Source organism: Jeotgalibaca arthritidis (genome assembly GCF_011100465.1).
GTDB lineage: Bacteria > Bacillota > Bacilli > Lactobacillales > Aerococcaceae > Jeotgalibaca > Jeotgalibaca arthritidis.
The window spans coordinates 1188965-1213660 of record NZ_CP049740.1 but is presented as its reverse complement, the minus strand read 5'-3'; the positions used below and the strand labels follow the sequence as shown (position 1 = coordinate 1213660).

Sequence of the window (24696 nt, the reverse complement as noted above, 5' to 3'; positions counted from 1 at the left end):
TAAAAAAACCCCTACTACGAATAGTATGGTTTTTTCGCTTTATGAATAAATGTGGACGTTGAAAGCTAAAAATCACTTTCAACATCCACATTTTATCGTTTTAAGGAAGTTGCAAACTAAAATCCATTTTCAACTTCCACATTCATCTCAATTTATTAGAGTAATTCTTTTCTTAATTCAGCTCCTGATTTAGGAGATAGGTAAGCTGGGGCGATATCAAAAACAGATTTCGCGCCGTATTGGCCTTCTTGATCTAGACGGTAAGCTGCTCTCGCGTAAGCAATAGATGCTGCCGCTGTAAACTGTGGGTTGCTACCCAAATCTAAGGCAAACTCATAAACAGCCATTGTTTGGTCATCTGTATAGCCTCGGCGGATTACACGACCACCATGCGGCATGCCTTGATGATCTCTATAGTAGTCTGCTTCATCAATAAAATGAACCTCTGTCTCGTAACCATCAAAGTAATCTTTCATCGTTTTAATGGTTTCTGAGATTGCTGTTAGATCAGCTCCTGCTTCTGCTACTACATAACACACGCGTTTGTGAGATGACGTTTTAGTGTAAGCAACCTCTTCACCTTCTTTGATCGCTTCAATTAATGACTCATTCGGTATGGTGTATTGAACACCTAATTTAACACCATTGACACGTCTAATCGCATCACTATGGCCTTGGCTCACGCCACTTCCCCAAAATGTATAGGTATCGCCTTTAGGTAAAACAGCCTCTGCTACTAAACGATTCAGTGAAAACAAACCTGGATCCCAGCCTGTTGCAATAACCCCCACATTTTGATGCGCCTTCGCTAATTCGTCAATGACATCAAAATGGGCTGGAATTTCTGCATGGTTATCGTATGCATTAACCGTTGTAAATTGTTTTTGTAAAATTGGGGCCTGCTCAGGAATATCTGTTGCTGAGCCACCACATAAAATAAGTACATCTATTTGATCAGTCATGTTTTCTAGATCATCCATGTGAAACACAGCTGATTCACTATCGACCGTTTGCGGATCTCTTCTTGAGAAAATACCGACTAGGGTCATATCAGGATGAAAAGCCAATTCTGTTTCCACACCTTTACCCAAATTTCCGTAACCTACGATTCCAATTCTAATTGGATGATTGCTATAATTGCTCATATATGTCCCCTCTTTCTATCCGCTCTCTCATTAAAAATTAATTTTACCAATTAAATTATAATTTAGCAACTGATACTTTCAAATTTATTTGCCATTTATAAATGATGGTGCAAATAACAAGAATAAGGGGGAAAACAATGGCTGCCATAAAGCCATAACGTAAATTATCATCGAATAAAGACGATACACTGCCGACGATGGTTGGACCAACTGCACAACCTACCAAAGATAATAGTGGTAGCGGTGAACAAATAACTAACAGATACGATAATACGCATAAACAGCCACTCGCAATAACACATGGGATCATCGCTTGTTCAGCTGATCTAAAAGAAGCTGAGACTCTTTATCTCAGCTTCTGCCCACGCAAACCGATTACGCTTCTTCGGTAAATTGGGCTTGGTACAGATCTTTATAATAGCCACCTTTAGCCAAAAGCTCGTCGTGACTACCAATCTCTAAAATATTTCCTTGATCAAGCACTAAAATCTTATCCGCATTTCGAATCGTTGATAGGCGATGTGCAATCACAAAACTCGTGCGCCCTTCCATCATTTGTAAGAAAGCAGACTGGATTTTTTGTTCAGTCAGCGTATCAACAGATGACGTTGCCTCATCCAAAATCAGCATATCCGGATTCGAAATCATTGTCCGGGCAATCGTTAATAACTGGCGCTGACCATCAGAAATCTTCAGCCCACTGTCTCCTGCCTTTGTATCCAAACCTTCTGGTAACCGAGATACAAAGTCGTACATATAGGTTTTCTTCAAGGCATCATAAATCTCATCGTCGGTCGCACTTTTACGACCATAGCGTAAATTCGCACGCAATGAGCCTTCAAATAGCCATGTTTCTTGAAGCACCATCCCGAAGCTTTGGCGCAAACTATCTCGCGTTAATTCACGGATATCCGTGCCATCAATTAAAATCCGACCGCTATTGAGTTCATAGAAACGCATCAGCAAGTTAATTAAAGTTGATTTCCCAGCTCCCGTTTTACCGACAATTGCAATAGTTTCCCCTGGCTGAACTGACAAACTAAAATCTTCTATCAGCTCTTGGCCTTCAACATATCCAAAGTGAACATGTTCAAACGATACCGCTCCTTTTGCCCCAGTTAACACTCGGGCATTTGTCGCGTCAGGTTCTTGTGGGGCTTGTTGGAGAATATCATACGCTCTATCCAAACCAGCAATGGCTAACTGTAGCTGAGTGGTGATACCTGAGAGCTCAATAAAGGGCTTAGTAAACTGGCTAGAATAAATAGTAAAACTAGAAATCACACCAATCGTTACACCATAATTACCATTTAAAGCGAGAACACCACCGACAAGACCAACTGAAAGGTAAGCTAAATGGTCAACGACACGTGATAACGGATTGGTTAAGGATGACGAAAACTGTGCTTTTTGACCATCAACGTACAAACGTTGGTTAATCCCTTCAAACATCTGCTGTGTTTTGTCTTCTTGTTGGAAAGCTTTAACAATCTTTTGATTACGAATACGCTCATTAATAAATCCGCTTAGTTCACCTGTAATTCGCTGTTGATTACTAAAGTTCTGTTGTGAGGCACGCGCAACTAGCCACATTACCGTAAAAATAACCGGTGTCGCAATAAGAACAACGACCGTTAACCACGGACTTAAATACAGCATAAAAGCTAGCGCCAAAATCAAAGTCGATAAGCCGGAAAACAGCTGGATAAAAACAGCTGACACAGCGACTGACACATTATCCATATCATTCGTAAAACGGCTGACAATATCACCATGAGCGGTTTGATCATAATAGCTTAATGGCAAATGATTCAAGTGCTTAAAGGTATCCTTCCGCAATTCTGCTACCGATTGGTAAGCAATGCGGTTCCCTAAAACTTGAATCACCCATTGGCTAATGACCGTTACTAATAAAATACCGGCAAACAAGGCCAATACACGGTAAAGACCAGTAAAATCAACTTGATCCACACCGATCAGTAAATCAACCGACACACCAATATAATAGGTCATTAACACAACAGCCGCTCCACTGATCACGCCAAACAAGCTGGCAGCAATTAATTCTTTTGGATAGGCCAACAAATAAGGCCAAAAATAACGAAGTCCTTTGGAAGATAATTTTTTCATGTTATTTCTCCTCCTGTGATGCGACAAGCTCTTGATACTCCGCTGACTCTTCTAATAACTCATCATGCGTACCAGCAGCCAATAACCGACCACTGTCCATTAATAAAATACGGTCTGCTTTTTGTAAAGAGCGAATCCGTTGCGAAATAATAATAACGGCGCAATCTAAATCACGCTTCAAGGCTTCACGTAAATATAAGTCTGTTTGATAATCTAGCGCCGACAAGGAGTCATCTAAAATCAATAAGGTTGGTTTAGCAATCAATGCTCGGGCAATTGTCAGGCGTTGGCGTTGCCCACCTGAGAAATTCTTCCCATTTTCCATGACTGGTGAATCCAATTGTTGTGGTAATGCGGAAACAAAATCGAAGGCTTGTGCCGTTTTTAAAGCTTGCCAACATTCTTCATCAGTGGCATCTTCTTTTCCCCACCGTAAATTATCGCGGATGCTACCACTAAATAAGACAGCTGTTTGCGGCACCATTGCGATGAGTTGGCGCAAATGATTCAGGTCCCAATCCCGCACGTTTTTGCCCATAAAGTAAACATCGCCGGCACTCGTATCATAAAAGCGCGGAATCAGCTGAATAAGGGTTGATTTCCCACTACCAGTTGGGCCTGTAATCCCCACTACACTGCCGTTAGCAACCTCAAAATTGATGTTTTCGAGTGACAATCCCGCTTCCTTGCTGTATCTGAAATCGACTTGTGAGAAAGAAACAACTGCCGCTTCTAGGTCAGGCTCAATTGAGTCAGCCAGTGGCGAAACTAAGCTTGGTGTTGTATCCAGTACCTCGTTAATCCGCTGAGCAGATGCAAATGCACGGGTAAAGGTCACTACTAGGTTAGAGACAACAATCAAAGCTAATAGCATTTGATTCATATAAGAAATAAGGGCTAATACTTCACCTTGCTGCAGGCGACCGTCGTTAACGGAAAAGCCACCAATATAAAGTAAAATCATAATGCCTGCATTCATAATTAAGGTGGTACTTGGCGACAAGAGAGCAGATAAATTGGCTACTTTTCGATTCACTTTAGCTAAATCATCTGTACTGTCGTTGAAGTGATTGATGTCGCTCTTTGTACGTGCGAAGGCACGAATGACGCGAACACCACTTAAATTTTGGGCAATCAGTTCATTTAAATAATCTAAACGTTGCTGAACGTTTTTATATAACGGAACGGAGTACCGAATAATTAAAAAGAGCACTAAGCAAAATAGTGGGAGTGATAATAAATATAAAAAGCCTGTTTTAGCATCGATAATAAATGCCATCACAACGGCTCCCACACTTAAGAATGGCGAACGAACGACTAGTCGAATCAACATTGCCAATGCCAATTGCATTTGGTTGATGTCGTTAGTCATACGCGTAATTAATGTGTCTGTCCCAAATTGATTTAAGTCTTCATGAGACAGTGTATTAATTTTTTTCATGAGTTGGTTACGCAACTCTGTTCCAAATCCTTGAGAAGCAATCGAGGCAAAATACTGACAAATCGCTGCGCAAATACCGCCACATGCTACCATCACTAGCATTAAGCCTGCCATTTGCCAAACAGTCGTGATATTTCCCTTCGCTACCCCATCATCTATTAGCTTTGCCATGAGTAATGGCAACATTAGTTCAAGAACTGCTTCTAAAAACTTAAAGACCGGCCCTAAAATGACCTGTCGTTTATAATTCCGTGCATACCGCAATAAACCTACCATTTGTTCACATCCTTTACTCTACTGCCTTTCATTATAGCGCAAAAAAGCCCCCTAAGACTATAAACAAGCCTTTTAAAAGTGACGCTGATGGCATGACTGTGCGATACAGCTAAAAAAATCATTCGGCTTTATCGAACATTCAAACCCAACAAAAAAAGGATTGAGCGCGAGGCTCAATCCTTCTTACTAGTCTATATAAGGAATGACGGCTTTTTTATTTTTCCACCACTGGTATGCCGCTGCTATGGTTAAAATCACAGCGTTAGCTAAGGCAATCGCTACTAGAGTTTGGCTTTCTCCAAAGGTTTGTAGCTCTTGTGATATACCGAAGAATGCCCAAGCAATTGGCAAGGTGAAGGCTGCATTTTTGACTTGTAATAACACACCAATCGCTAGGAGTAACGCTACTAGCATGATGATCATTGCCCATGTATCGTAAGTCATACCAAAGCCATCCCAGTTCATTTTCACTAAGTAAGCTGCCACATTAACAACAGAGGCAATAATTAGCCAGCCAGTGTTCAAGCCGAATGTTAATGGCAATAGCCAACGCTTCGAACCATCAAGCTTCAATAGTTTTTTCAAAATCAATGCCAAACTGATCACATAAATAAAAATAAAGACGGTTGATAAACCAATCACAATATAGGAAAAACTGACAATCCACAAGATATTCGCTGCCAATGACACCCAGATTAAAGGAGAGAGACTATGAATGGCTTGCTTATAATAACGATCTTCGTGACGGACAACCATTACAATAAAACTAAAGAGTAATAAGCCGTAAATTAAACTCCAAATACTAAAGGTAAATCCAGCAGGTGTAATGAGGGTATGGTATCGGTCGGAAACTTCTGCTTGAGACGAACCGTTTATAAATCCAGTCGCTCCTAGAACATTGACAATGAGAGCCAATATAAAGAGGGCTAAGTTTGCCCATGCTTTCTTCTTAGTGTCAGTCATATCGATCATCCTTTCCATTCCTTAATCGCTGCTTAGTCGTTTACTTTTTTCAATTGCTGCTGTAAGGTTTCCAGCTGATCCATCAAGCCAATGATATCCAAATCCATCAGTTGAAAGCCTTCTAACTGTTTTAAAATCGATAAGTTAATCGCTGGCTTTTCGTTAGTTGCTTGTTCGGTTACAAAAACGAGGGTGGCACGTTTATCGGTATCGTGGGTCTTCTTTTCAACCCAGCCATGCTCTGTCATTCGTTTTAGAATCGGATTTAAGGTTCCAATTCCCATTCCAGTTCGTGAACCAATATCCGTCACTGCGACCCCATCTTTATCCCATAACGCAAGTAAGACAAGGTACTGTGAAAAAGTTAAACCAAAAGGCTGCAAGGCCTGACTGTATAATTTTCCCAACTCGCTAGAGGCGCGGTAAAGTCGAAAACACAATTGGTCTTCTAAGCGCCGGTCAAATATTGAATCATCCATTCTATCACCGTTTCTTAAATTTTTTTCTGGCTTCTAACACAAGGCCCATCATTTTTACTTCGGGCACATAATTCCTCAGCTGCAAGCAATTATAGTTGTTTTCACGCACGCTATCTATAATAGCATGATATAATTTGGCTGCAACATAAACAGGGAAACGACAGTCTTCATCAAAGCGGTCAATACGACCCCAAAAGAGTCCGTATCTTCTTTCTGCTTCCATGGCAATGCTTTCCCATAATTCAATAAATGACGGATTAACGCCATCCTCCATGAGCGCATCGGGGGTGCGGATATTATTTTGGACCTAAATACGGTTGATTGTTTTTGTTGCAACCTATTGAATAGGTTTGTTTACTTCTAGTGGACAAGAATTGGTATTATTCCTTAAGCTATTAAAGGAAGTGTTTTTCGAAAATCCATAATACTCATCCCACCTAAAGATAGCTTGATTCTTTCGTGATTGTACCAATGAAGATAGTTGTTTAAAAGTTGTATAAAGTGCTCAATTGACACATCTAACCAATTCTCATCGTAAAAGAATTCGTTTTTTAACCGCCCAAAAAAACCTTCACACGCAGCATTATCAGGCGTGCAACCTTTTTTAGACATAGAACGAGTTAAGTGATGCGATTCCATTCGCTCAATCCAACTTGGCCAGCGGTAATGAGCCCCTCGGTCCGAATGAACTATCGGGTTTTCACCTTCTTTTAGCGTTAAAACCGCTTGATCTAGCATCGAATTAGTCAATTCAGCATTAGGAGAAGCACCAATCGTCCAACTCACTATTGCACCATCGAAACAGTCTATCATAGGAGACAGGTAAACTTTTCCAGCAGGGAGACGGAATTCTGTTAGATCAGTTACCCATTTTGTATTGGGTTTACTGGCTGTAAAATCGCGTTCTAGGATGTTAGGAACTGCAGGCGATATTTCTCCTTTGTATGAACTATACTTCTTAATTTTAACGGATTTAGCGAAGAGATTTTCTTCGCGCATGATACGTTGAACAATTTTTTCTGAAAGAGTCATCCCTTTATGTTTCAGAGCAGTATGAATTCGGCGATAGCCATACCGCCGCTTATTCTTGTGAAAAATTTCAATTATCATGGTACGAGCCTTGCAATATTTATCAGGTAAAGCGAGTTGAGTGTGGTGATAACTATAACTGCTTTTAGGGATACTGACACAGGCTAATAATTCCTTTAACGGATAAAAAGGGCGAAGGGCATCAATCAGGAGTGTTTTCTCTTGATTGGTGAGTTCTTCTAGATGGATGCCCTGATCTTTTTTTAGTAGTTCACCCGCTTTTTCAAGAACGTCTTTTTGAATCTGAAGGCGGTGAACCTCTTCTTGAAGTTGCTTGACTTGACTTTTTAATTGATTAACATCTGTTTCCTTTGAGTCATTGACCATACCAAGCACGTCCTTGCCGAGCCACCGTTCTTTATAATTGTAGAGGGAATTTCGGCTAATACCTAGTTGATCCGCAATCGATTGTGCGGATGTGGTCCGAGTTACCAGTGCAAGAACTGCGGCTTCTTTTTCTTGTTGTGTTAAGTTTACCCCTTTTTTAATCAATTGGCGAGGTTGAGGTGCGCGCTCCATGATCCATTCTGTTAATAAGCCCCGGCTTGGATAGCCAAGTTTTCTGCAGGTACGTGAATAACACTTACCATGCTCAAGATAGTGGGTGACTGCTGCTTGTTTTTGTTCTTCGGTGTATTTTGGCGTTCGCGTCATCTCTTTTTGAACATCTCCATCCGTACGGTAAGCCTCTATCCAATCCCGAAGAGCCATACGCGAAGGATACCCCAGTTCATTGATGACAGCCGCATAAGATTCGTACTTCAAGTAAAGTTTGACGGCTTTTAATTTTTCAGCGTAAGCATACATAGACTTCCTCCTAATCGATTTGGTCTAAGATTTTGTCCGCATGCCCATCTATACGAATACCATAATGCAACAACAAATCAGATGGCAAATAAATACGGTTATTATCTCTAAAATCCTCGCCAACATCACGTAAAATATTCGTCAATTGCATCGCAATCCCTAAGGAAACCGCACTTTCTCTTAAGCTATCATCAATCTCATTATTAGCCGATAAAATCGGTAACAACATCAAACCAACAGAACCCGCTACATAATAGCTATATTCTTCTAGAGCAGATAAATCAGCCATCCCTTTGAAGGAGAGATCTCTCTTTTGGCCTTCCAATTGGTCGAAAAAAGGCGAAACATCCATTTTATAGCGTGTAAACACATCTCTTAACGCTCGCCACATTGGCTCGTCAGGCGTATGACCCTTGTCGAAGGCCTTTAATTGTTCTTCTAATTTTTGTAAATTTTTAATTTTTTCTGCCAAAGGATCATCAGAATCTACGGTGTCATCTGCTAGACGACAAAAAGCATAAATGGCATAGACTGCCCGCGCCTTTTCTTTAGGCAGCTGGGAAAAAGCCGTATAAAAACTTTTTGATGAAGCTTTTATAATCTTTTCACAAAATGCGTAGTCTTGCCTAAGTTGCCTTGATAACATCATGATGTCATTTCCTTTCTTAAGCATTATCGTCTAGCTTCAACTCATCCGCTGCAATCTTGCCAGATACTAAGACAATTGGTACACCTGCACCTGGATGGGTACTGCTTCCTGCGAAATAAAGATTCTCACAATTTTTCGCTTTCGCTTGTGGACGGAAGTGGTTACTTTGCAAGAGCGATGGCTGCAGACCGAAACATGCCCCATTATAGGCATTAAAACGATCACGGAAATCAAGCGGCGTAATCACTGACTCAGAAATAATCTCATTTTCAATATTCGCCATACCTGGTAAATGACTCACTGACTCAAGGGCCTTTTGACGGTAGTATTGAATGGTTGACTCATCGTTCCAATCATACTTAGCCGTTGCAAGATCAGAAACAGGAACAAGAACGTATAGGCCTTCTTTTCCTGCCGGCGCAACAGTTGGGTCGACTTTAGAGGCAGCCACAACATAAAGAGACGGATCTTCAATTTTTTCACCAGAGAAGACTTGGTCTAAGTTTTGATCAAGATCTTCTGAGAAGACAAAGGTATGAACATGCTCCAACTCCTCATATTTACGATCCATTCCTAAGTAAAGAATGAAACAGGAACAAGAGTAGTCCATCTTATCAATTTTTTCATCGGTATATTTGCCTTTTGCTTTTTGGTCCTTCACTAAGTTCTTCATAGCGTATGGGAAGTCAGCATTACAAATCACATAGTCTGAATGAACAGCCTCGCCCGCAACACTCACGCCTTTAGCTTGACCGTTTTCAATAATAATTTCATCAACTGGCGAATTCAGGTGGACTTTACCACCAAGTTCAATAAAGACTTTCTCCATACCTTCTGCCATTTTGTGCATACCACCCTCGATATACCAAATACCGTATAACAATTCAATCATCGGGATAATCGTATACAGCGATGGCCCATTATCTGGACTTACACCAATATAGAGAGTTTGGAAGGTCAGCATTTGCTGGATTTTTTTATCTTTTACAAATTTTGCAATCGAGTTGAGTTGGTTGCAGAATCAAAAGTCTTTAATTTTAAAGCTTGTTTCAACATGAATGGGTTGTAGATATCTTTATTGCTACGGAACGGACGCTGGATAAAGTGATCGACTGCTACTTGGTAGCGTTCATAAATACTAGACAAGTATTTCAAGAACCCACTGGCATCTTCTGGACTGACCGCCTCTAGCGTTTTCATCAATTGAACCAAGTCTGAAGATACATCAATATGTTCGCTGCCTTTATTAAAATAAGAGCGGTACATCGGATCCAAACGGTTCATCGGAATATAGTCGTCTGGATTTTTTCCTGCATATTCAAAAATTTCACGATACAAATCAGGCATCATGACAATCGTCGGGCCTAAATCAAAACGGAAACCGTCTTTTTCGATTCGGTGCATTTTTCCGCCAACCATGCTTTCTTTTTCATAAATTTCAACTTGATAGCCATCTTTTTGGAGACGGATGGCGCTGGATAACCCTGCAACCCCTGCTCCAACAACGATTACCTTCTTTTTCATCGATACTGTTAGTCACCTTTTTCTCAGTTTTTGTTTTTTAAGGTTTGTTTTATAGCTTCATCCTAAACTATATCGTGTACGATTCAAAGTGAAATGATTATAAAGTCAAAATAAATAGACAATTTTTTAAGAACAGGCTATGCTAGCCTTGAGGTGTTGCATATGTTATTAACTGTGAGAAAACGACTGCTTGGAACCATTCCTCTTTTAGAGGTCGTTTCAAAAGAAAAACGTAACCAAACATTACCACTGATTATTTACTACCACGGCTGGCAATCCGCTAAAGAACTAAACTTAACCCAAGCCCGTTCGCTAGCCAAACAAGGCTTTCGAGTTTTATTACCGGATGCCTACAACCACGGCGAGCGTAAGCAGGAGGTCTCTAAAGTCCCATCACTAACGTTTTGGCAAAGTATCCACGCCAACTTGATGGAATTTGGCTATATCGTCAATCATTTCCAAAAAATGAATTTAGCCAATGATCAAATCGGTGTCGGCGGTTTGTCTATGGGTGGCATTACTACTTGTGCCTTGCTGACCCATCATCCTGAAATTAAGGCCGCGGCTTGTGTGATGGGATCACCTAAACCCGTCGCCTACTTGGAACGCATTCGCCAACATGCCAGCCAATTGGGCCGCTATCTACCAGCTGACTTAGATGCGTTATTAAGCTGGCTTACTAAGTATGACTTGTCGCTCAATCCCGATACGATCAACGGCCGTCCGCTCTTCTTTTGGCATGGTCAACAAGACCATATTGTGCCTTACGATCATGTGGTTCGTTTTATGGATGACCATGGTGACTTGGAGAATATCAGTTTTGTCGATGAAGATGAAGGCCATCTCGTCCGCGGCGAAACGATGGAAAAAGTGACTCGTTTTTTTGTGAAAGAGCTTTTAGGGAAATAAAGAAGAGGCTGGGATTTTTTTATCCCAGCCTCTTCTTTATTGCTATTCAACTACTTCTGTATGGAAACAACGCACCATATGGTTAACCATGGTGTCGCCTAAATCAGTAAAGGTTGCAATGCCTTGTTTATGAATGGCTGTTTTAAAGCCTTCCGCATCTGCTCCCGCTACCGTTAAAAAGTCACAAATATCAGTTGTTACACCAACGACATGAACTTTTTCCACTTCTAATTGGCGTAATTGATCAGCCAATCCCGTTTTGAAAAAGGCGTTGTAGTTTGTCTTTGCTTGGTAGTAGAGTTGGTCATGATTTTGATTAGAGTCAAACCAATCCTGCAACTCACCGTAAAGTTGTTGGCCGTAACTGCCCGTCACATTGTGGGCTGGCCATAAGTCAAAATGAGGATCATTTTCTTCATGATCATCCATCGATACGACAACCACTTGGCCGTTATCTAAAAAAGCCTGGGCTGTTTCTTTTATGTAGGAAACAATCGCTTGAGCTGGCTTACCAACCGTCAATGTGCCATTATCTGCCACAAAGTCATTACTCATATCAACAATTAATAGTGCTTCTTTCGCCATTTGGCTTTCACCGCCTTATTTTTTCTCAACCAATGCCTTCAACTTTTCTAAAGAGTCACTAAATCCTTCTGACTTTAGAAACACACGAATCCCTGTTTCTTCTTTTAATCGAAACGCTGCAAATTCTTCTTTATTTTCGTCTACAAAATGAAATTCCATAAAAGGTAAAATATGTTCGATCGTAACTGTGACAACTGTCTTTTCTTCCAGCTCGTTTTTTTCGTTTGGAAGTAATGTCACCGTTGCCGTTTTGCCTTCTTCAAACTTGTCCATTTCCCAAATCGATTCATTGTCAAACCACTGGCTTAATTTCTCTGGCTTTGTAATAGCATTCCAGACTTTACGCATATCACCATCAATTAATATCGAACGTTCGTGTGCTAGCTGTTTGATAGCAATCCCTCCTCAACAACCTTTTTCTTTCTACCTTATATAGTAGCACGATAGCCATCGTTTTTTAAATAGGAAATCTCTCATTTCCCTCTTTCAACCGATAAAAGAATGAAATAATGACAAAAAACCAACTTCAACCTGCTTTTTAGGCCTGAAGTTGCTCAAAACTGCTTACCGACCGACTTCGGCTAGGAAAATGATGCTGAAGTTGGTTTTAGAGGTTAAAATAAGGAAGTTGGGGCAATCGCCTCAACTTCCTTTTAAATAACGTTATTCCACTGTTACTGATTTCGCTAAGTTTCTTGGTTTGTCAACGTCATAGCCTCTTTGCAAGGTTGCATAGTAAGCGAGGAGTTGAGTAGGGACAACTGCGACAAGTGGTGCGAGTTCTTCATGGATATGTGGCAAGATAAATTGGTCGCCTTCTTGTTCCAATCCTTCCATGGCAATCACACACGTATTAGCTCCGCGAGAGCGTACTTCCTCAACATTACCGCGAGTGTGGCTGGCATTGCTTGCTTGCGTCGCTAAGGCTAAGACTGGTGTGCCTTCTTCGATTAGGGCAATGGTACCATGCTTCAATTCGCCGGCAGCGAATCCTTCTGTTTGGATATAGGAAATTTCTTTTAGTTTCAATGCCGCTTCCATAGCGACATAGTAGTCTAATCCGCGTCCGATATAAAAGGCATTTCTCGTATCTTTAAAATAGGTCTCAGCAAGTTCTTCTAATTGCGCTTTTTCATCAATGACAGTATCCATCGCTCTTGCGACTAGTCCTAATTCGTGAGCTAAGTCCCACTGGTTGTCGTGACCTTTTTGTCTGCCTAACACGTCAGCTAATATCGCCATAACAGTCATTTGAGCAGTATAGGCTTTTGATGAGGCTACAGCTATTTCTGGGCCTGCATAAAGCAATAAGGTATGGTCTGCTTCACGCGACAAAGTTGACCCTTGGACATTTGTAATCGTCAATGCTGGGTAACCCAGTTCTTTTACTTTAACCAACACTTGGCGGCTGTCTGCTGTTTCGCCAGATTGGGAGATAAAAATAAAGAAAGGTTTGCCAGTCAATAACGGCTGGTTGTATGAAAACTCACTTGCAATATGAACTTCTGTTGGGATCTTAGCTAGTGTTTCTAAATAGTGCTTACCTACCCAACCCGCATGATAACTTGTTCCACAAGCGACAATATGGATGCGGTCAGCTTCCATCATGGCAGCCAATAACACTTCATCCACTTCTAATTGGTTGTCTTCTCCTTGGTACTCTTGAATGATACGACGTAAAACAGCTGGTTGCTCGTCAATCTCCTTCAACATATAGTACGGATACGTTCCTTTTTCTAAATCAGATGCATCCACTGTTGCGCGGTAAGACGCACGCTCAATCGCTTCACCAGCGACTGTTTCAATTAAGACATCATCTTTTGTCAGCATGACAATTTCGCCGTCATGAATCTCAACATACTCGTTCGTTAGTTGCACACCTGCCATCGCATCACTGACAACCATATTGAAGTCGTCACCTAATCCGATCAATAATGGGCTTTTATTTTTAGCTGCATAAAGAACACTTGGATTTTCTGCATCAATCATCGCAAAGGCATAAGATCCTTTAACTACTTGCAAGGTTTTTTTTAAGGCTTCTTTAGCCCCTAATCCTTCTTTTTCCGACATTGCTGCAATAACATTGACAACAATTTCCGTATCGGTTTCCCCATACAAACGAACATCAGATAAATAATTCTCTTTCAACTCACGGAAGTTTTCAATGACACCATTATGAACTAAAGTAAAGCGGTTATTAGCTGATTGATGAGGGTGAGCATTGTCCACACTTGGCACACCATGTGTTGCCCAACGTGTGTGACCAATCCCCACGCTTGCTTCAATCTCAAAATCAACTTGCTCTGATAAAGCCGCAATACGACCTTTTTCTTTAAACAAATGACCTCTGCCGGCTGGATCTACCACATAAATCCCAGCTGAATCATAACCACGGTACTCTAATTTTTCTAATCCATTAACTAACGCATCTTGAACGGCACCTTGGCCGATATATCCAACAATTCCACACATAACAAAAAAACCTCATTTTCTATTCGATTTTTCTTCTGGGTGTGGGAATGCATCTTTGTAAGAAGGCAGCTTATGCGATCTCTTTTAAATGACATTCTGTAGACTACACAAACCTTGGGCTACCCGCCGAAACTTTCGATAAACCCAATCCTCGTCACTCAGTTTTCACTGAGCCTGGCGCTATCCATTATTAAACCAACGATCCTCCTTTTTTTTATCTATTTTTCCAGAAGCACTGTGAATTATATCCTAAATGAAGTCAATTAGTCAACATTCCATGAAAAACTTATGAAAGAAACAAAGAAGAGTAGCGAGAAGATATCCTCTCCCTACTCTTCTCTACTTCTTAGCCTTTATAAGCGACAACGCGTGCCTCGTATGGTGCCAACGTCATATCGCCCACTAGTTCTTCCTTCGTTCGAACATCTGTGACCAATTCTTGAACAGTAATGGTTTGCTCTTCTTCCGTGAAATTCATAATAAAAACATAGTGAGTATCTTCCGAAATTTGACGGGATTGAACAGAAACACCGCGTCCATGATCAACTGTTAATACTGCCTTCAAATCTAATTCTTCAATTAGCTCTGCATAGAAATCGCGTTGGAAGTCTGCCTCCATACGAGCACCAATATAATAAGCTGTTCCTTCACCAAATTGGTTTTTCGTCACAGCTGGTGTGCCTTTATAGAAATCAGCTTCATAGTGAGCTAATACATCTGCAGAATCAACGGATAGAACAGTTGCATAGTCGGTAATTTCGTAGTGCTTACCTTGATAAGCCAGTTGATTACGGTCACTTGGATAGAAGGTATCTGTTTCAAGTGGCTGGACACCAAAAACCTCTTGTAAATCTTTTGGCCAACCTCCTAGGTACGTTAAATCGTGTTCATTCACGACACCACTAATATAAGTCGTGACCAGTTTTCCACCTGCTTGGACAAATGCTTTCAGGCGACTGATTGTCTCTTCGCTCATCATGTAGAGCATCGGTACGACTAATAGTTTGTAGGCAGAAAAATCTTGTTCTTTTGTAATGACGTCTACTGGAATATCATTTTCCCAGAAGGCGCGGTAATGTTCCTGTGCTGTTTGTGGGTAACGTTTGGTTTGTAAGCCATAGCCTTGCGCATCGCCAAGAGCCCAGTGGTTTTCCCAGTCATATAAAACAGCTACATCGGCTTGTCGCATAGAGCCGGTAATTTCTGGCATATCGTTTAGTGCTTGTCCGACTTCCTTAACATCTTGGAAAACACGGTTATTCGTACTGCCATCATGATCAACAACAGCTCCATGCAATTTTTCAGAAGAGCCACGTGATTTACGCCATTGGAAGTACATAATGCTATCTGAACCATGAGCTAGCATCTGCATAGATGATAAGTAATGCATGCCTGGTCGTTTCGTTTTATTGACATTGTGCCAGTTTACCCCGCTCGGTGTTGATTCTAATAGTAAGAAGGGTTGGTTTTTCAATGAACGGTACAAATCATCTACGAAAGCGACTTTCATTGCTAAGTCAGCTGTTGTGTCCCAATCATTATGCCAAGCCGGATATGCATCCCAACTCATAACATCTACTTCCTTAGCAAATTGGCTGTAATCCAAGCCTTGGAAAGGAATTAAGTCATTACCATCTGCCATAAAGTTTGTCGTAATCGGAATATGCGGTGTCAGCTCACGCAATGGTTCAATCTCGCTCTTATAGAAATCAATGGTTTGGTCACTAACGAAACGGCGCCAATCTATATTCATGCCGTGAACAGCATTTTCACCAATTGGTGATGGCGATTCAATCTGTGACCAATCCGTAATCGTATGGCTCCAAAACGGCCCCCACCATGCATGGTTTAATTCATCTAAACTATTATTATAGCGGTTCTTCAACCAACCACGAAAGGCTTCTTGGCAGTAATCACAGTGACATTCGCCACCATATTCATTGGACACATGCCACATTAAAATTGCGGGATTGTCACCATAACGCTCAGCTAACAAACGATTAATCTTTTGTGTTTGCTGGCGGTAAACGGGTGAACTAAAACAATGGTTGTGACGCGCGCCATGCAATAACTTTTGTCGTTCTGCATTCACACGTAATACTTCTGGATATTTTTGAGACATCCAAGCTGGACGCGCCCCACTCGGAGTTGATAGTAAAACTTTTCCACCAAATGATGCAATATTTTCAATAATGTCATCCAACCATTCGAAGCGATAGACGCCCTCTTCTGGCTCTAAACTTGCCCAAGCAAACATCCCAATCGAAAAGGCATTGGCATTAGCCTCCTTCATGAGTTCGATATCTTGTGCGAGAATTTCTGGATAATCTAACCATTGATCAGGGTTATAGTCCCCTCCGTGCAACAAGTGCTGGGCAGCTGATACATACTTTTTTTCCATTTTTGTGATGTCCTTTCTACTAATCCTCTTATCCTTTTGTTCCACCTGACGTTAAGCCTGAAACAAAGTTCTTTTGTAACAATAAAAATACTAAAGCAACGGGAATACTAATTAAAATTGCTCCTGCTGCAAATTTGGTGTAGCTAGCACCTTGCGCTTGGTTCACTAAATTATAAAGACCAATTGGCAAGGTATAGTATTCTGCTGAGCGAAGAATGGTCGATGATAAAATAAAGTCTCCTAGTGGACCAGTAAAGCCATTCATGGCTACAACAGCCAGCATAGGACGTGAGAGTGGTAAAATAATTTGGAAGAAGACGCGGGTGTTACTTGCGCCATCAATTCGCGCGCTCTCATCTAATTCACGCGAAATCGAATCCATATAGCCCTTCATTAAATAGGTGTTCATTGGAATTTGTCCACCTACATATAAGGTAATCATCAACCGTTTGTGATTGCATGGATGCTTCAGAATATAAGCTAGTAATTGTCTTATCTACTTGCAATTCTTGAAGCAAGCCTTCTGTTACAGCGGTCCCAACTTGGTCAGCTGGCATTGTGAAAACGTCAGGTCCTGTTCCACCTGGCCCGTCTAAACGTAAGTCTTCGATTTAAGTTGCGAATGGCTTCTCAATAATTTCGACAGTGACATTATGCATGTCCTCAAACTCTTTTACAGCATCCTCAATTCCGATTGCCTTATCAATATCTTCCCACACAACAAGTTTTGTTGTCTCATCAGTCGTCGCTACTTGATCGCCCTCACTTGTTGCACTTTCACCAGGCCCACATGCAGCTAAGAGTAAACTCAGCGTTGCGGCACCAATAAATCCAAATTGTTTTTTTCTTCAACATGTCCATTCTCCTTCTCAACGTTTTGTAAGCGTTTCATGAATCGAGTATAACACCTCTTTTGGTAAAAGTAAATAATATTTTTAACTTAATTTAGTAAAAGATTTTACTACAAGGCGAAAAAATAGTGTTTAACCGCCAGCAGTCAAACACCATCAGCTTATTCTGTTGTTTTTCGAACAATGAGCTCCGCTTCAATAAAGAGCTTTTTACGAACTTGACGCTTTTCAAGAATCTGTTCTTTTAACATTTGCAAGCCATTCTTGACGATTTCCTTCATATCAATATCAAATGTCGTCAGTGGCGGTGACAGGTATTTCGTCATATTGAGATTGTTGACGCTAATTAAGCTAACACGGTTGGGGATTGGGATATTTCGCTCGTTTAACACTTGCAGACATCCAATTGCTATCGGGTCAGCAGCGATAAAAAAGGCTGTTGGCAAGTCATCCGCTAACTGGTCAATCGCACGGTCCATTAGCTCAATTCCCGTTTGGAAGGAGAAGCCTCTTTGAACGAAAATATAATCTTCATTCAGTAAGCCTGCCTCTGCCATATAGTAACGAAATTGCCGCTCACGAAAATCCATTTTCTCGGTATCATCATTGCGGTCGTGGAAGGTCCCACCGATAAAGCCTATCTTTTCGTGCCCTTTTTCTCTAAAAAACTGAATAGCAGTCTGCGTCATTTCATCTAAATCCGGTCTGACAGAATCAAAGGACGATGCGGCTGGAGACGAGTCTAGGAACACGCCATTTTGCGTAACGGATTGGAGATGGGCAATTTCTTTTTGAGTAAAGGCACCCACTGCCACAAAGCCTTTGGTCGATTTGGGCAAGCTCTCTACCCCATCTTCCATGGTATACATCCTCAGTTCAATATTATTGTCAACTGCTTGTTGTTCTAATTCTTCGCGCATAGATCGAAAATAAATATCTTTTAATTCGTCTTTCTCAGTAATCCAGTATAGAAATGCAACATTTTTAATAATTGGCTGTAGCGTTTTCTTTTGGTAGCCAAGTTTTAAGGCAGAATCATGAATTTTACTTCTGGTTGCATCTGTCACCGATAAATTAGGATCGTTATTTAATACTCTTGAAACAGTTGCTATTGAAAAGCCAGATTCTCTTGCAACATCGTGTATAGTCGCCATATTTCTTCACCTATTCTCTATAAATCAGTAAAACATTTTACCTAATAATAGCGGTTAAAAAAGCAGCTGTCAAACACATTAGTAGTTATTGTTCAAGAGCTGGGTGATTGTCGGGTATTTTGATCCAGACCGACTTGGTGTAACTTACAGAGATAATTTTTAGTCTGTATGTTACATTTGATTGATGAAATGTAACATACAAGCTTGGTTCGCTATGCTGTATCTTACATCTAACAGGCAAAATGTAAGATACAGGCTTTTTTTAGACTCTGTATCGACAAACGACACCAAAAAAAGCAGCAGCTGGCATGCCAGCTACTGCTTTTGTGTTTATTAGTCTAATCCAATTTCGTTACGAACCACATCTGCGATGCGCGTCACAAATTCGTGTGTTTTTTCATCTGTTTCAGCTTCCGCCATAATACGAAGTAGTGGTTCAGTTCCACTTGGTCTAACTAAAATACGACCTTTACCATCCATGTCAGCTTCAACTTGCTCAATGACTTCTTTAACCGCTGGAATATCCATTACGCCATCTTTGTTTGTTACACGGATGTTAACAAGTTCTTGTGGGTAAATCGTTACTTCAGCTGCTAATTCAGATAGCTTTTTACCGGTTGCTTTCATAACATACATCAATTGAATAGCTGTTAATAGGCCATCACCTGTTGTATTGTAGTCTAGGAAAACGATGTGACCTGACTGCTCGCCACCAAAGTTGTAGTCATTTTTACGCATTTCTTCAACAACGTAACGGTCACCAACTTGTGTTTTCAAAGCAACCATTTCTTCTCCTTCAACAGCTTTATGGAACCCTAAGTTACTCATCACTGTTGAAACAATCGTATTTTGTTTCAGTTCGCTTCTTGATTTCATAAACTTACCACAAATAAACATGATTTTGTCCCCATCGACAATTTCCCCATTTTCGTCTACAGCGATACAACGGTCCCCGTCGCCATCAAAGGCAACCCCAATATCTGCCCCTTTGTCCTTGACGAATTCTTGTAGTTGTTCTGGATGTGTTGAACCAACACCATCATTAATGTTTATGCCGTTTGGCTTAACTCCCATTGTATAGAAGTCTGTTTCCAAATCAGCAAACAAACGGTTAACGATTGGTGAAGCTGCACCATGTGCGCCATCTAAGCAAACCGTTAAACCTGATAAATCATCAGCAATCGTTGTTTGCAAGTATTGAATGTATTTCAAAATACCTTCGTTATATTCATCAACGGTTCCTAAACCTGCTGATGATGGACGTGGTAAATCATCACCCTCTGCATCCAGATAAGCTTCGATTTCATACTCTTGGTCATCTGATAATTTGAAGCCATCAGCTCCAAAGAACTTAATACCGTTATCTTCAGCTGGATTATGTGATGCCGAAATCATAACTCCGGCAACTGCTCCTTGAATACGCGTTAAGTAAGCAACACCTGGTGTCGTAATAACGCCAAGTTGCATGACTTCAATCCCCACAGACAATAAGCCTGCGATTAATGCATGCTCCAATAATTGCCCTGAGATACGCGTGTCGCGACCTACTAATACAAGTGGTTTTTCAATTTCTGGTGCATGTTCCTTTAAGACATGTCCGCCGTAACGTCCCAGTTTAAAAGCCAATTCAGGCGTTAGTTCGCTATTTGCCTGTCCTCTAACACCATCAGTTCCAAAATACTTACCCATTCTTTATAATCTCCTTTGTTTCTACTAGTATCGTCATGATTTTTTTATTCCTATTCGTCTTCTTCCTTTTTAACTGGTTGAACAGTTGTGGAAGAACGGTTGGTTGCTGACTCCGTCTGTGTTGTCGTTACTTTAACATTAACTTGAACTTCAGTCGGTGAAACGGTAACCGTTGGAAGCGGCGATATAACGGGTAAAGTCAACACTGTATCCGTCTTAATATTTGTAATATCAACATCCAGTGTCACTTCGTCAACTTCAGCCAATAGGTTACGGTTACCCTTCAAGCTGACTTCGCCGTCACCAACTAAGCTCAACTCGTACGTTTTTCCAGAAGCGGCTGTCCCTTTTTGATTAATCGTAAGTGGTACTTTTTTCTCATAAGGGGTAATCGGAATTTCGACATCAACTTCTTGAGGTTCAATGGAAACATTTAATTTGTTGCCATTACCATCTTCAACTTGAACCACTGTCGTAATATCAACATTACTTGTTAAACTTGTATCTGACGGCACGCGCACATAGATACGTGCAATCCGGTCAATGGTTGATGCTGGTCCTGTAATAATAGCTGTTTCATCACTCAATACTGGCTCGCCTGAGACGTATTCTTCATCAACAAGCGACGTATCAAATAATACCTCAATTGGGCTCTCAATGGAAACTTTTTCTTCTATTTCCACATTCACTCGTGAAGGGGTAATTTGATAGTTTAATTCATCAGATAAATTCACCGCACGAATCTCAATCGTATGTCGACCTGGACCCAATAAATTCAAATCTTCCGTCACAATTGAAAAATCATTTGCGGATAAAGTTTGAACAATCACGCTCTCAGGGCCCGTCAGACTAAGTACAATTGTTTCCGGTAACCCTGAAATAAAATAGTGGTCTGTATCCATATTCACTTGGATCGGTAAGTTTGATATGGTCTCATTTCTTGTCGTACTAATCGCATTATTGCGGTTCGTAGTCGTTAGACCATAATGTTCTGAATACACATAGCTGAATAACAATAAGGATACAAAGAGCGAGACAGCACGGATAAACCAACTATTCTCAAATAAGGTATTCTTCTTTTTACTCATTCGGAATTCCCCCATTTCAGATAGTCAAAGAATTCTTGAATCAAACTCGGTTTATGATCGTCGTCATGTTCTTCCTCTTCTATTACAAATTGTTCGGTTAAGTATGCCACAAAATCTTCTCTCGACATTTCACGATGTAGCTTGTTTTGATGGGCGACACTTATGCCCCCTGTTTCTTCAGAAACAACAATGGTGACTGAGTCTGTCACTTCGCTGAGACCAATAGCTGCCCGATGACGTGTTCCCAAGTCCTTAGAAATTAAGGGATTTTCTGACAGCGGTAAATAACTAGCTGCAGATGTTATTTTAAAGTCCTGAATAATGACCGCACCATCGTGAAGCGGTGTGTTAGGAATAAAAATATTAATCAGTAGCTGATTAGATACATTCCCATTAATCGGAATACCTGTACGTGCATATTCCTCCAATGAGTCTTCCAGTTCAATCGAAATCAATGCCCCAATTTTACGACGTGCCATATATTGCACAGCCTTGTCGAGTTCTTGGACAAACATTTCCCCTGTTCGAGCCAATGTTTTTGTACGGTTTCTAAAGACTGCTTTTCCTAAATGTTCCAAACCACGCCGAATTTCAGGTTGGAAAATAATAATAACAGCGACAACTCCCCAGCGAACCACTTGATTGATAATCCAATCAATCGTTTCTAATTGGAGAAAGACTGCCAATAATTTAAGCAACACAACAATCAGTACCCCTTGTACTAATTGTATGGCTCGTGTTCCTTTTAAAATATAAATTAATTTATAAACAAGATACCAAACTAGTATAATGTCCAATACGTTGGCTGCATTCTGCCAACTAAGGATATTTTCTAAATCAAAGTTCATGCGAACAGCCACCCCCTCAACTTTTACCATTCTATTATATCACATGCTATCTTTCATATGATGACCGGAATGATAATTTTATCCTAAGAGCTCTTCTGCTAAAATGCGGGAAATATCATAGACATGTTGCTTATTGCGACCCAGCTCTAGACTAACGATTGGCTCTAATCCATTGGAAATATATAATTTTATTTCTGAATCTATATCTGCTGTACCAGCTGTCTCAATGGTAAAACGACTAATCGAACGGTAAGGAATACTTTGAATTTCTTTTTTAGTGCCCACACCTTGAACATCCACTAAAATAAGACGCTTGTTTGTAAAAATAATGTAGTCACGAACCAGTTTAAAGGTAGACAAGACTTTTTCCGTTTGAGTCAGCAGGCCCTCCAATAATTTTTCAGCGCTATCATTACCCACTTTACCGGCATGACCAGCTAGGCGATCAAATAAAGACATTCTTATTCCCCATTTCTTTTTTATTTATTATAACAAAACAAACTACTATATATAAAGTTTTGGTAGAATAAAGATAAATACAAAAGGAGGCACTATATGAACCGTCAACTGTTTAAAGCTACAGCCAAAAAGCAATTGAAGCAGCATTATTTACCTTGGTTAGTGATCGCTCTTATTAGTATCTTGCTCACCTATAACCAATCTCAATCTAACAGCGAGATGATTCAAACAGGACTTACCATTAACTTTCATTTTCGTTGGTTAACTCTTTTCGAGCTTATCTTTACTATTGGGTTTGCTCGTGTTGCACTTGATTTATCATTAGGTTATTACCACTCTTTTAAAGAAAGTTTTTTTAGCAACCGCCAGTGGTTAAAGGAATTTGGAGCCATGTTGCTCGTTAATATTTACACCATACTATGGACCTTTTTATTCATTATTCCAGGAGTGATGAAGTATTACGCCTATTCAATGGTCCCTTATATTCTAGCTGAAGATAGCGAGATGAGTATTTCTGATGCTATTGCACTTAGCCAAGATTTAACTGATGGCTTTAAATTCGATTTATTTATTCTCGATATGTCCTTTATCTTGTGGGATATCCTAGCCATGTTTACTTTGGGGATCAGTGGTTTCTATTCAGAACCTTATAAAAAAGCAAGCTTCACCCAAGCTTACTTATTTTTGTCGCGGTAAAAAAACAAACGATGATGGCGTCATTTTAAACGCCATCATCGTTTGTTTTTTTATGTCGATTATCCTAAGTTTCTTGCTGCTTGTCTTACTTTTTCTAAACCTGTTTCAATAATTTCTTGTGCGCGTTCTGGATCTTTGTTGTGTCCTTCAATAATGATTTCATCGATAATTTCATTTTGGAAGATACCTGCGAAAACGTTACGTAAATAGTTCACACTCATTTCCATTGCTTGCATCTCGTTTGTTGAATAAACACCACCACGAGCATTCATTAAGATCACTTTTTTGTCTGGTAATAAGGCAACCATTTTTCCAGTTTCATCATACTTGAATGTATAACCACCTGCAAAAATGTAATCGATAAATGTTTGTAATTTAGCTGGAATGGTTAAGTTCCATAGTGGGAATGCAATAACAACAACATCTGCTGCTGTAAAGGCATCGCGGGCTTTTTGATTAGCTGCTACAACTGCTTCTTCAGCAGCAGTTAAAGCTTCACCACTTGCCATTTTTCCAAATGCGCCAAATAAATCTTGACCAATGTATGGCATGTCTTCTTTGTAAATATCATAAACAGTCACATCTAATTTTTCGTTGTTTTTTACTTCTTCATAAAATGTTTCGAACATGCGGCTTGAAATACTCTCTGTTGCTGGGCGGTCGTTTGCTTTAACGATTAAAATATTCATAATTGCCTCCAAAATTCTTTTTTACTTACTTAAAGTATAATACCTAATTCACAATCAATAAGCAACACACTATTGATTTTTTTATAAAGTTTTTAAAGAAAATAAAAAAACCAGGATTTATCCTGGTTAACAGTCTTTATGACTGGGGTAGCTGGATTCGAACCAACGAGTGACGGAGTCAAAGTCCGTTGCCTTACCGCTTGGCTATACCCCAAAAATTAAAATGGAGGGGGGCAGATTCGAACTGCCGAACCCGAAGGAGCGGATTTACAGTCCGCCGCGTTTAGCCACTTCGCTACCCCTCCAAAAACATCCTTTAAAATTTCGGACTCATTTATCATAAAATAATCCG

The 24696-nt window shown here is 40.4% G+C and carries 22 protein-coding genes, 2 tRNA genes and 1 pseudogene; 2 read left to right on the top strand and 23 right to left on the bottom strand.

Annotated elements, in window-relative coordinates:
* Window positions 1-155 precede the first annotated feature (155 nt).
* From G7057_RS06235 to G7057_RS06190, 10 genes and pseudogenes are all read right to left on the bottom strand, one after another.
* Window positions 156-1145 carry a diaminopimelate dehydrogenase gene (locus G7057_RS06235; RefSeq protein WP_166162099.1) on the bottom strand — a complete coding sequence of 330 codons (990 nt, stop codon included), beginning with the start codon at window positions 1143-1145 and terminating at the stop codon, window positions 156-158.
* A 55-nt stretch (window positions 1146-1200) separates the two neighbouring features.
* On the bottom strand, window positions 1201-1455 hold the full coding sequence (locus tag G7057_RS06230) for a hypothetical protein (RefSeq protein ID WP_166162097.1): 255 nt from the start codon (window positions 1453-1455) through the stop codon (window positions 1201-1203).
* Between the two features lie 65 nt (window positions 1456-1520).
* Window positions 1521-3275 (bottom strand): ABC transporter ATP-binding protein, encoded by a 1755-nt coding sequence (locus tag G7057_RS06225; protein WP_166162095.1) that lies wholly within the window; start codon window positions 3273-3275, stop codon window positions 1521-1523.
* A 1-nt stretch (window position 3276) separates the two neighbouring features.
* Window positions 3277-4992 carry an ABC transporter ATP-binding protein gene (locus tag G7057_RS06220; protein WP_166162093.1) on the bottom strand — a complete coding sequence of 572 codons (1716 nt, stop codon included), beginning with the start codon at window positions 4990-4992 and terminating at the stop codon, window positions 3277-3279.
* 186 nt (window positions 4993-5178) lie between these two features.
* A complete protein-coding gene (locus G7057_RS06215) occupies window positions 5179-5955 on the bottom strand; it encodes a tryptophan-rich sensory protein (RefSeq protein ID WP_166162091.1) in 777 nt (258 codons plus the stop codon).
* 32 nt (window positions 5956-5987) lie between these two features.
* Window positions 5988-6434 carry a MarR family winged helix-turn-helix transcriptional regulator gene (locus G7057_RS06210; RefSeq protein WP_166162089.1) on the bottom strand — a complete coding sequence of 149 codons (447 nt, stop codon included), beginning with the start codon at window positions 6432-6434 and terminating at the stop codon, window positions 5988-5990.
* Between the two features lie 4 nt (window positions 6435-6438).
* Window positions 6439-6729 carry a squalene/phytoene synthase family protein gene (locus G7057_RS06205; protein WP_405002648.1) on the bottom strand — a complete coding sequence of 97 codons (291 nt, stop codon included), beginning with the start codon at window positions 6727-6729 and terminating at the stop codon, window positions 6439-6441.
* 92 nt (window positions 6730-6821) lie between these two features.
* Window positions 6822-8330 (bottom strand): IS3 family transposase, encoded by a 1509-nt coding sequence (locus tag G7057_RS06200; protein ID WP_166162085.1) that lies wholly within the window; start codon window positions 8328-8330, stop codon window positions 6822-6824.
* A 10-nt stretch (window positions 8331-8340) separates the two neighbouring features.
* The gene (locus G7057_RS06195; protein WP_166162082.1) at window positions 8341-8979 is read right to left on the bottom strand and encodes a phytoene/squalene synthase family protein; all 639 of its coding nucleotides are present in this window, start codon (window positions 8977-8979) and stop codon (window positions 8341-8343) included.
* 16 nt (window positions 8980-8995) lie between these two features.
* Window positions 8996-10503: pseudogene (locus G7057_RS06190) on the bottom strand (phytoene desaturase family protein).
* Between the two features lie 162 nt (window positions 10504-10665).
* On the opposite strand from G7057_RS06190, the gene G7057_RS06185 reads away from it, so the two are divergent.
* Window positions 10666-11412, top strand: coding sequence for an alpha/beta fold hydrolase (locus G7057_RS06185; RefSeq protein ID WP_166162080.1), 747 nt, complete (start codon window positions 10666-10668; stop codon window positions 11410-11412).
* Window positions 11413-11454: 42 nt separating this feature from the next.
* Here the strand turns inward: G7057_RS06185 and G7057_RS06180 are convergent, their stop codons facing one another.
* The 10 genes from G7057_RS06180 to G7057_RS06135 all read right to left on the bottom strand — a co-directional run bounded on the left by G7057_RS06180 (window position 11455) and on the right by G7057_RS06135 (window position 22959).
* Window positions 11455-11997, bottom strand: coding sequence for an isochorismatase family cysteine hydrolase (locus tag G7057_RS06180; RefSeq protein WP_166162078.1), 543 nt, complete (start codon window positions 11995-11997; stop codon window positions 11455-11457).
* Window positions 11998-12012: 15 nt separating this feature from the next.
* A complete protein-coding gene (locus G7057_RS06175; protein WP_166162076.1) occupies window positions 12013-12345 on the bottom strand; it encodes an SRPBCC family protein in 333 nt (110 codons plus the stop codon).
* A gap of 315 nt (window positions 12346-12660) precedes the next feature.
* Window positions 12661-14469 (bottom strand): glutamine--fructose-6-phosphate transaminase (isomerizing), encoded by a 1809-nt coding sequence (gene glmS / locus G7057_RS06170; RefSeq protein WP_166162074.1) that lies wholly within the window; start codon window positions 14467-14469, stop codon window positions 12661-12663.
* Window positions 14470-14815: 346 nt separating this feature from the next.
* Window positions 14816-16870 (bottom strand): beta-galactosidase, encoded by a 2055-nt coding sequence (locus G7057_RS06165; protein WP_166162072.1) that lies wholly within the window; start codon window positions 16868-16870, stop codon window positions 14816-14818.
* A 28-nt stretch (window positions 16871-16898) separates the two neighbouring features.
* On the bottom strand, window positions 16899-17312 hold the full coding sequence (locus G7057_RS06160) for an ABC transporter permease subunit (RefSeq protein ID WP_405002612.1): 414 nt from the start codon (window positions 17310-17312) through the stop codon (window positions 16899-16901).
* Between the two features lie 570 nt (window positions 17313-17882).
* Window positions 17883-18875, bottom strand: a complete 993-nt coding sequence (locus G7057_RS06155) for a LacI family DNA-binding transcriptional regulator (RefSeq protein WP_166162070.1) — start codon at window positions 18873-18875, stop codon at window positions 17883-17885.
* Between the two features lie 333 nt (window positions 18876-19208).
* Window positions 19209-20564, bottom strand: coding sequence for a phosphoglucosamine mutase (gene glmM / locus G7057_RS06150; RefSeq protein ID WP_166162068.1), 1356 nt, complete (start codon window positions 20562-20564; stop codon window positions 19209-19211).
* Between the two features lie 50 nt (window positions 20565-20614).
* Window positions 20615-21652, bottom strand: coding sequence for a CdaR family protein (locus G7057_RS06145; RefSeq protein WP_166162065.1), 1038 nt, complete (start codon window positions 21650-21652; stop codon window positions 20615-20617).
* On the bottom strand, window positions 21649-22500 hold the full coding sequence (cdaA, locus tag G7057_RS06140) for a diadenylate cyclase CdaA (protein ID WP_166164104.1): 852 nt from the start codon (window positions 22498-22500) through the stop codon (window positions 21649-21651). Before cdaA ends, G7057_RS06145 begins: the two co-directional genes overlap by 4 nt.
* Before the next feature lie 78 nt (window positions 22501-22578).
* Entirely contained in the window at window positions 22579-22959 is a 381-nt protein-coding gene (locus G7057_RS06135) for a PH domain-containing protein (protein WP_166162063.1), read from the bottom strand.
* Between the two features lie 96 nt (window positions 22960-23055).
* On the opposite strand from G7057_RS06135, the gene G7057_RS06130 reads away from it, so the two are divergent.
* Window positions 23056-23655 (top strand): DUF975 family protein, encoded by a 600-nt coding sequence (locus G7057_RS06130; protein WP_166162062.1) that lies wholly within the window; start codon window positions 23056-23058, stop codon window positions 23653-23655.
* A 59-nt stretch (window positions 23656-23714) separates the two neighbouring features.
* Here G7057_RS06130 and G7057_RS06125 read toward each other — a convergent pair whose 3' ends face one another.
* From G7057_RS06125 to G7057_RS06115, 3 genes are all read right to left on the bottom strand, one after another.
* On the bottom strand, window positions 23715-24344 hold the full coding sequence (locus G7057_RS06125; RefSeq protein WP_166162060.1) for an FMN-dependent NADH-azoreductase: 630 nt from the start codon (window positions 24342-24344) through the stop codon (window positions 23715-23717).
* Between the two features lie 142 nt (window positions 24345-24486).
* Window positions 24487-24558 (bottom strand) — tRNA-Gln (locus tag G7057_RS06120).
* Between the two features lie 10 nt (window positions 24559-24568).
* Window positions 24569-24649: transfer RNA gene (locus G7057_RS06115), tRNA-Tyr, on the bottom strand.
* Window positions 24650-24696 lie beyond the last annotated feature (47 nt).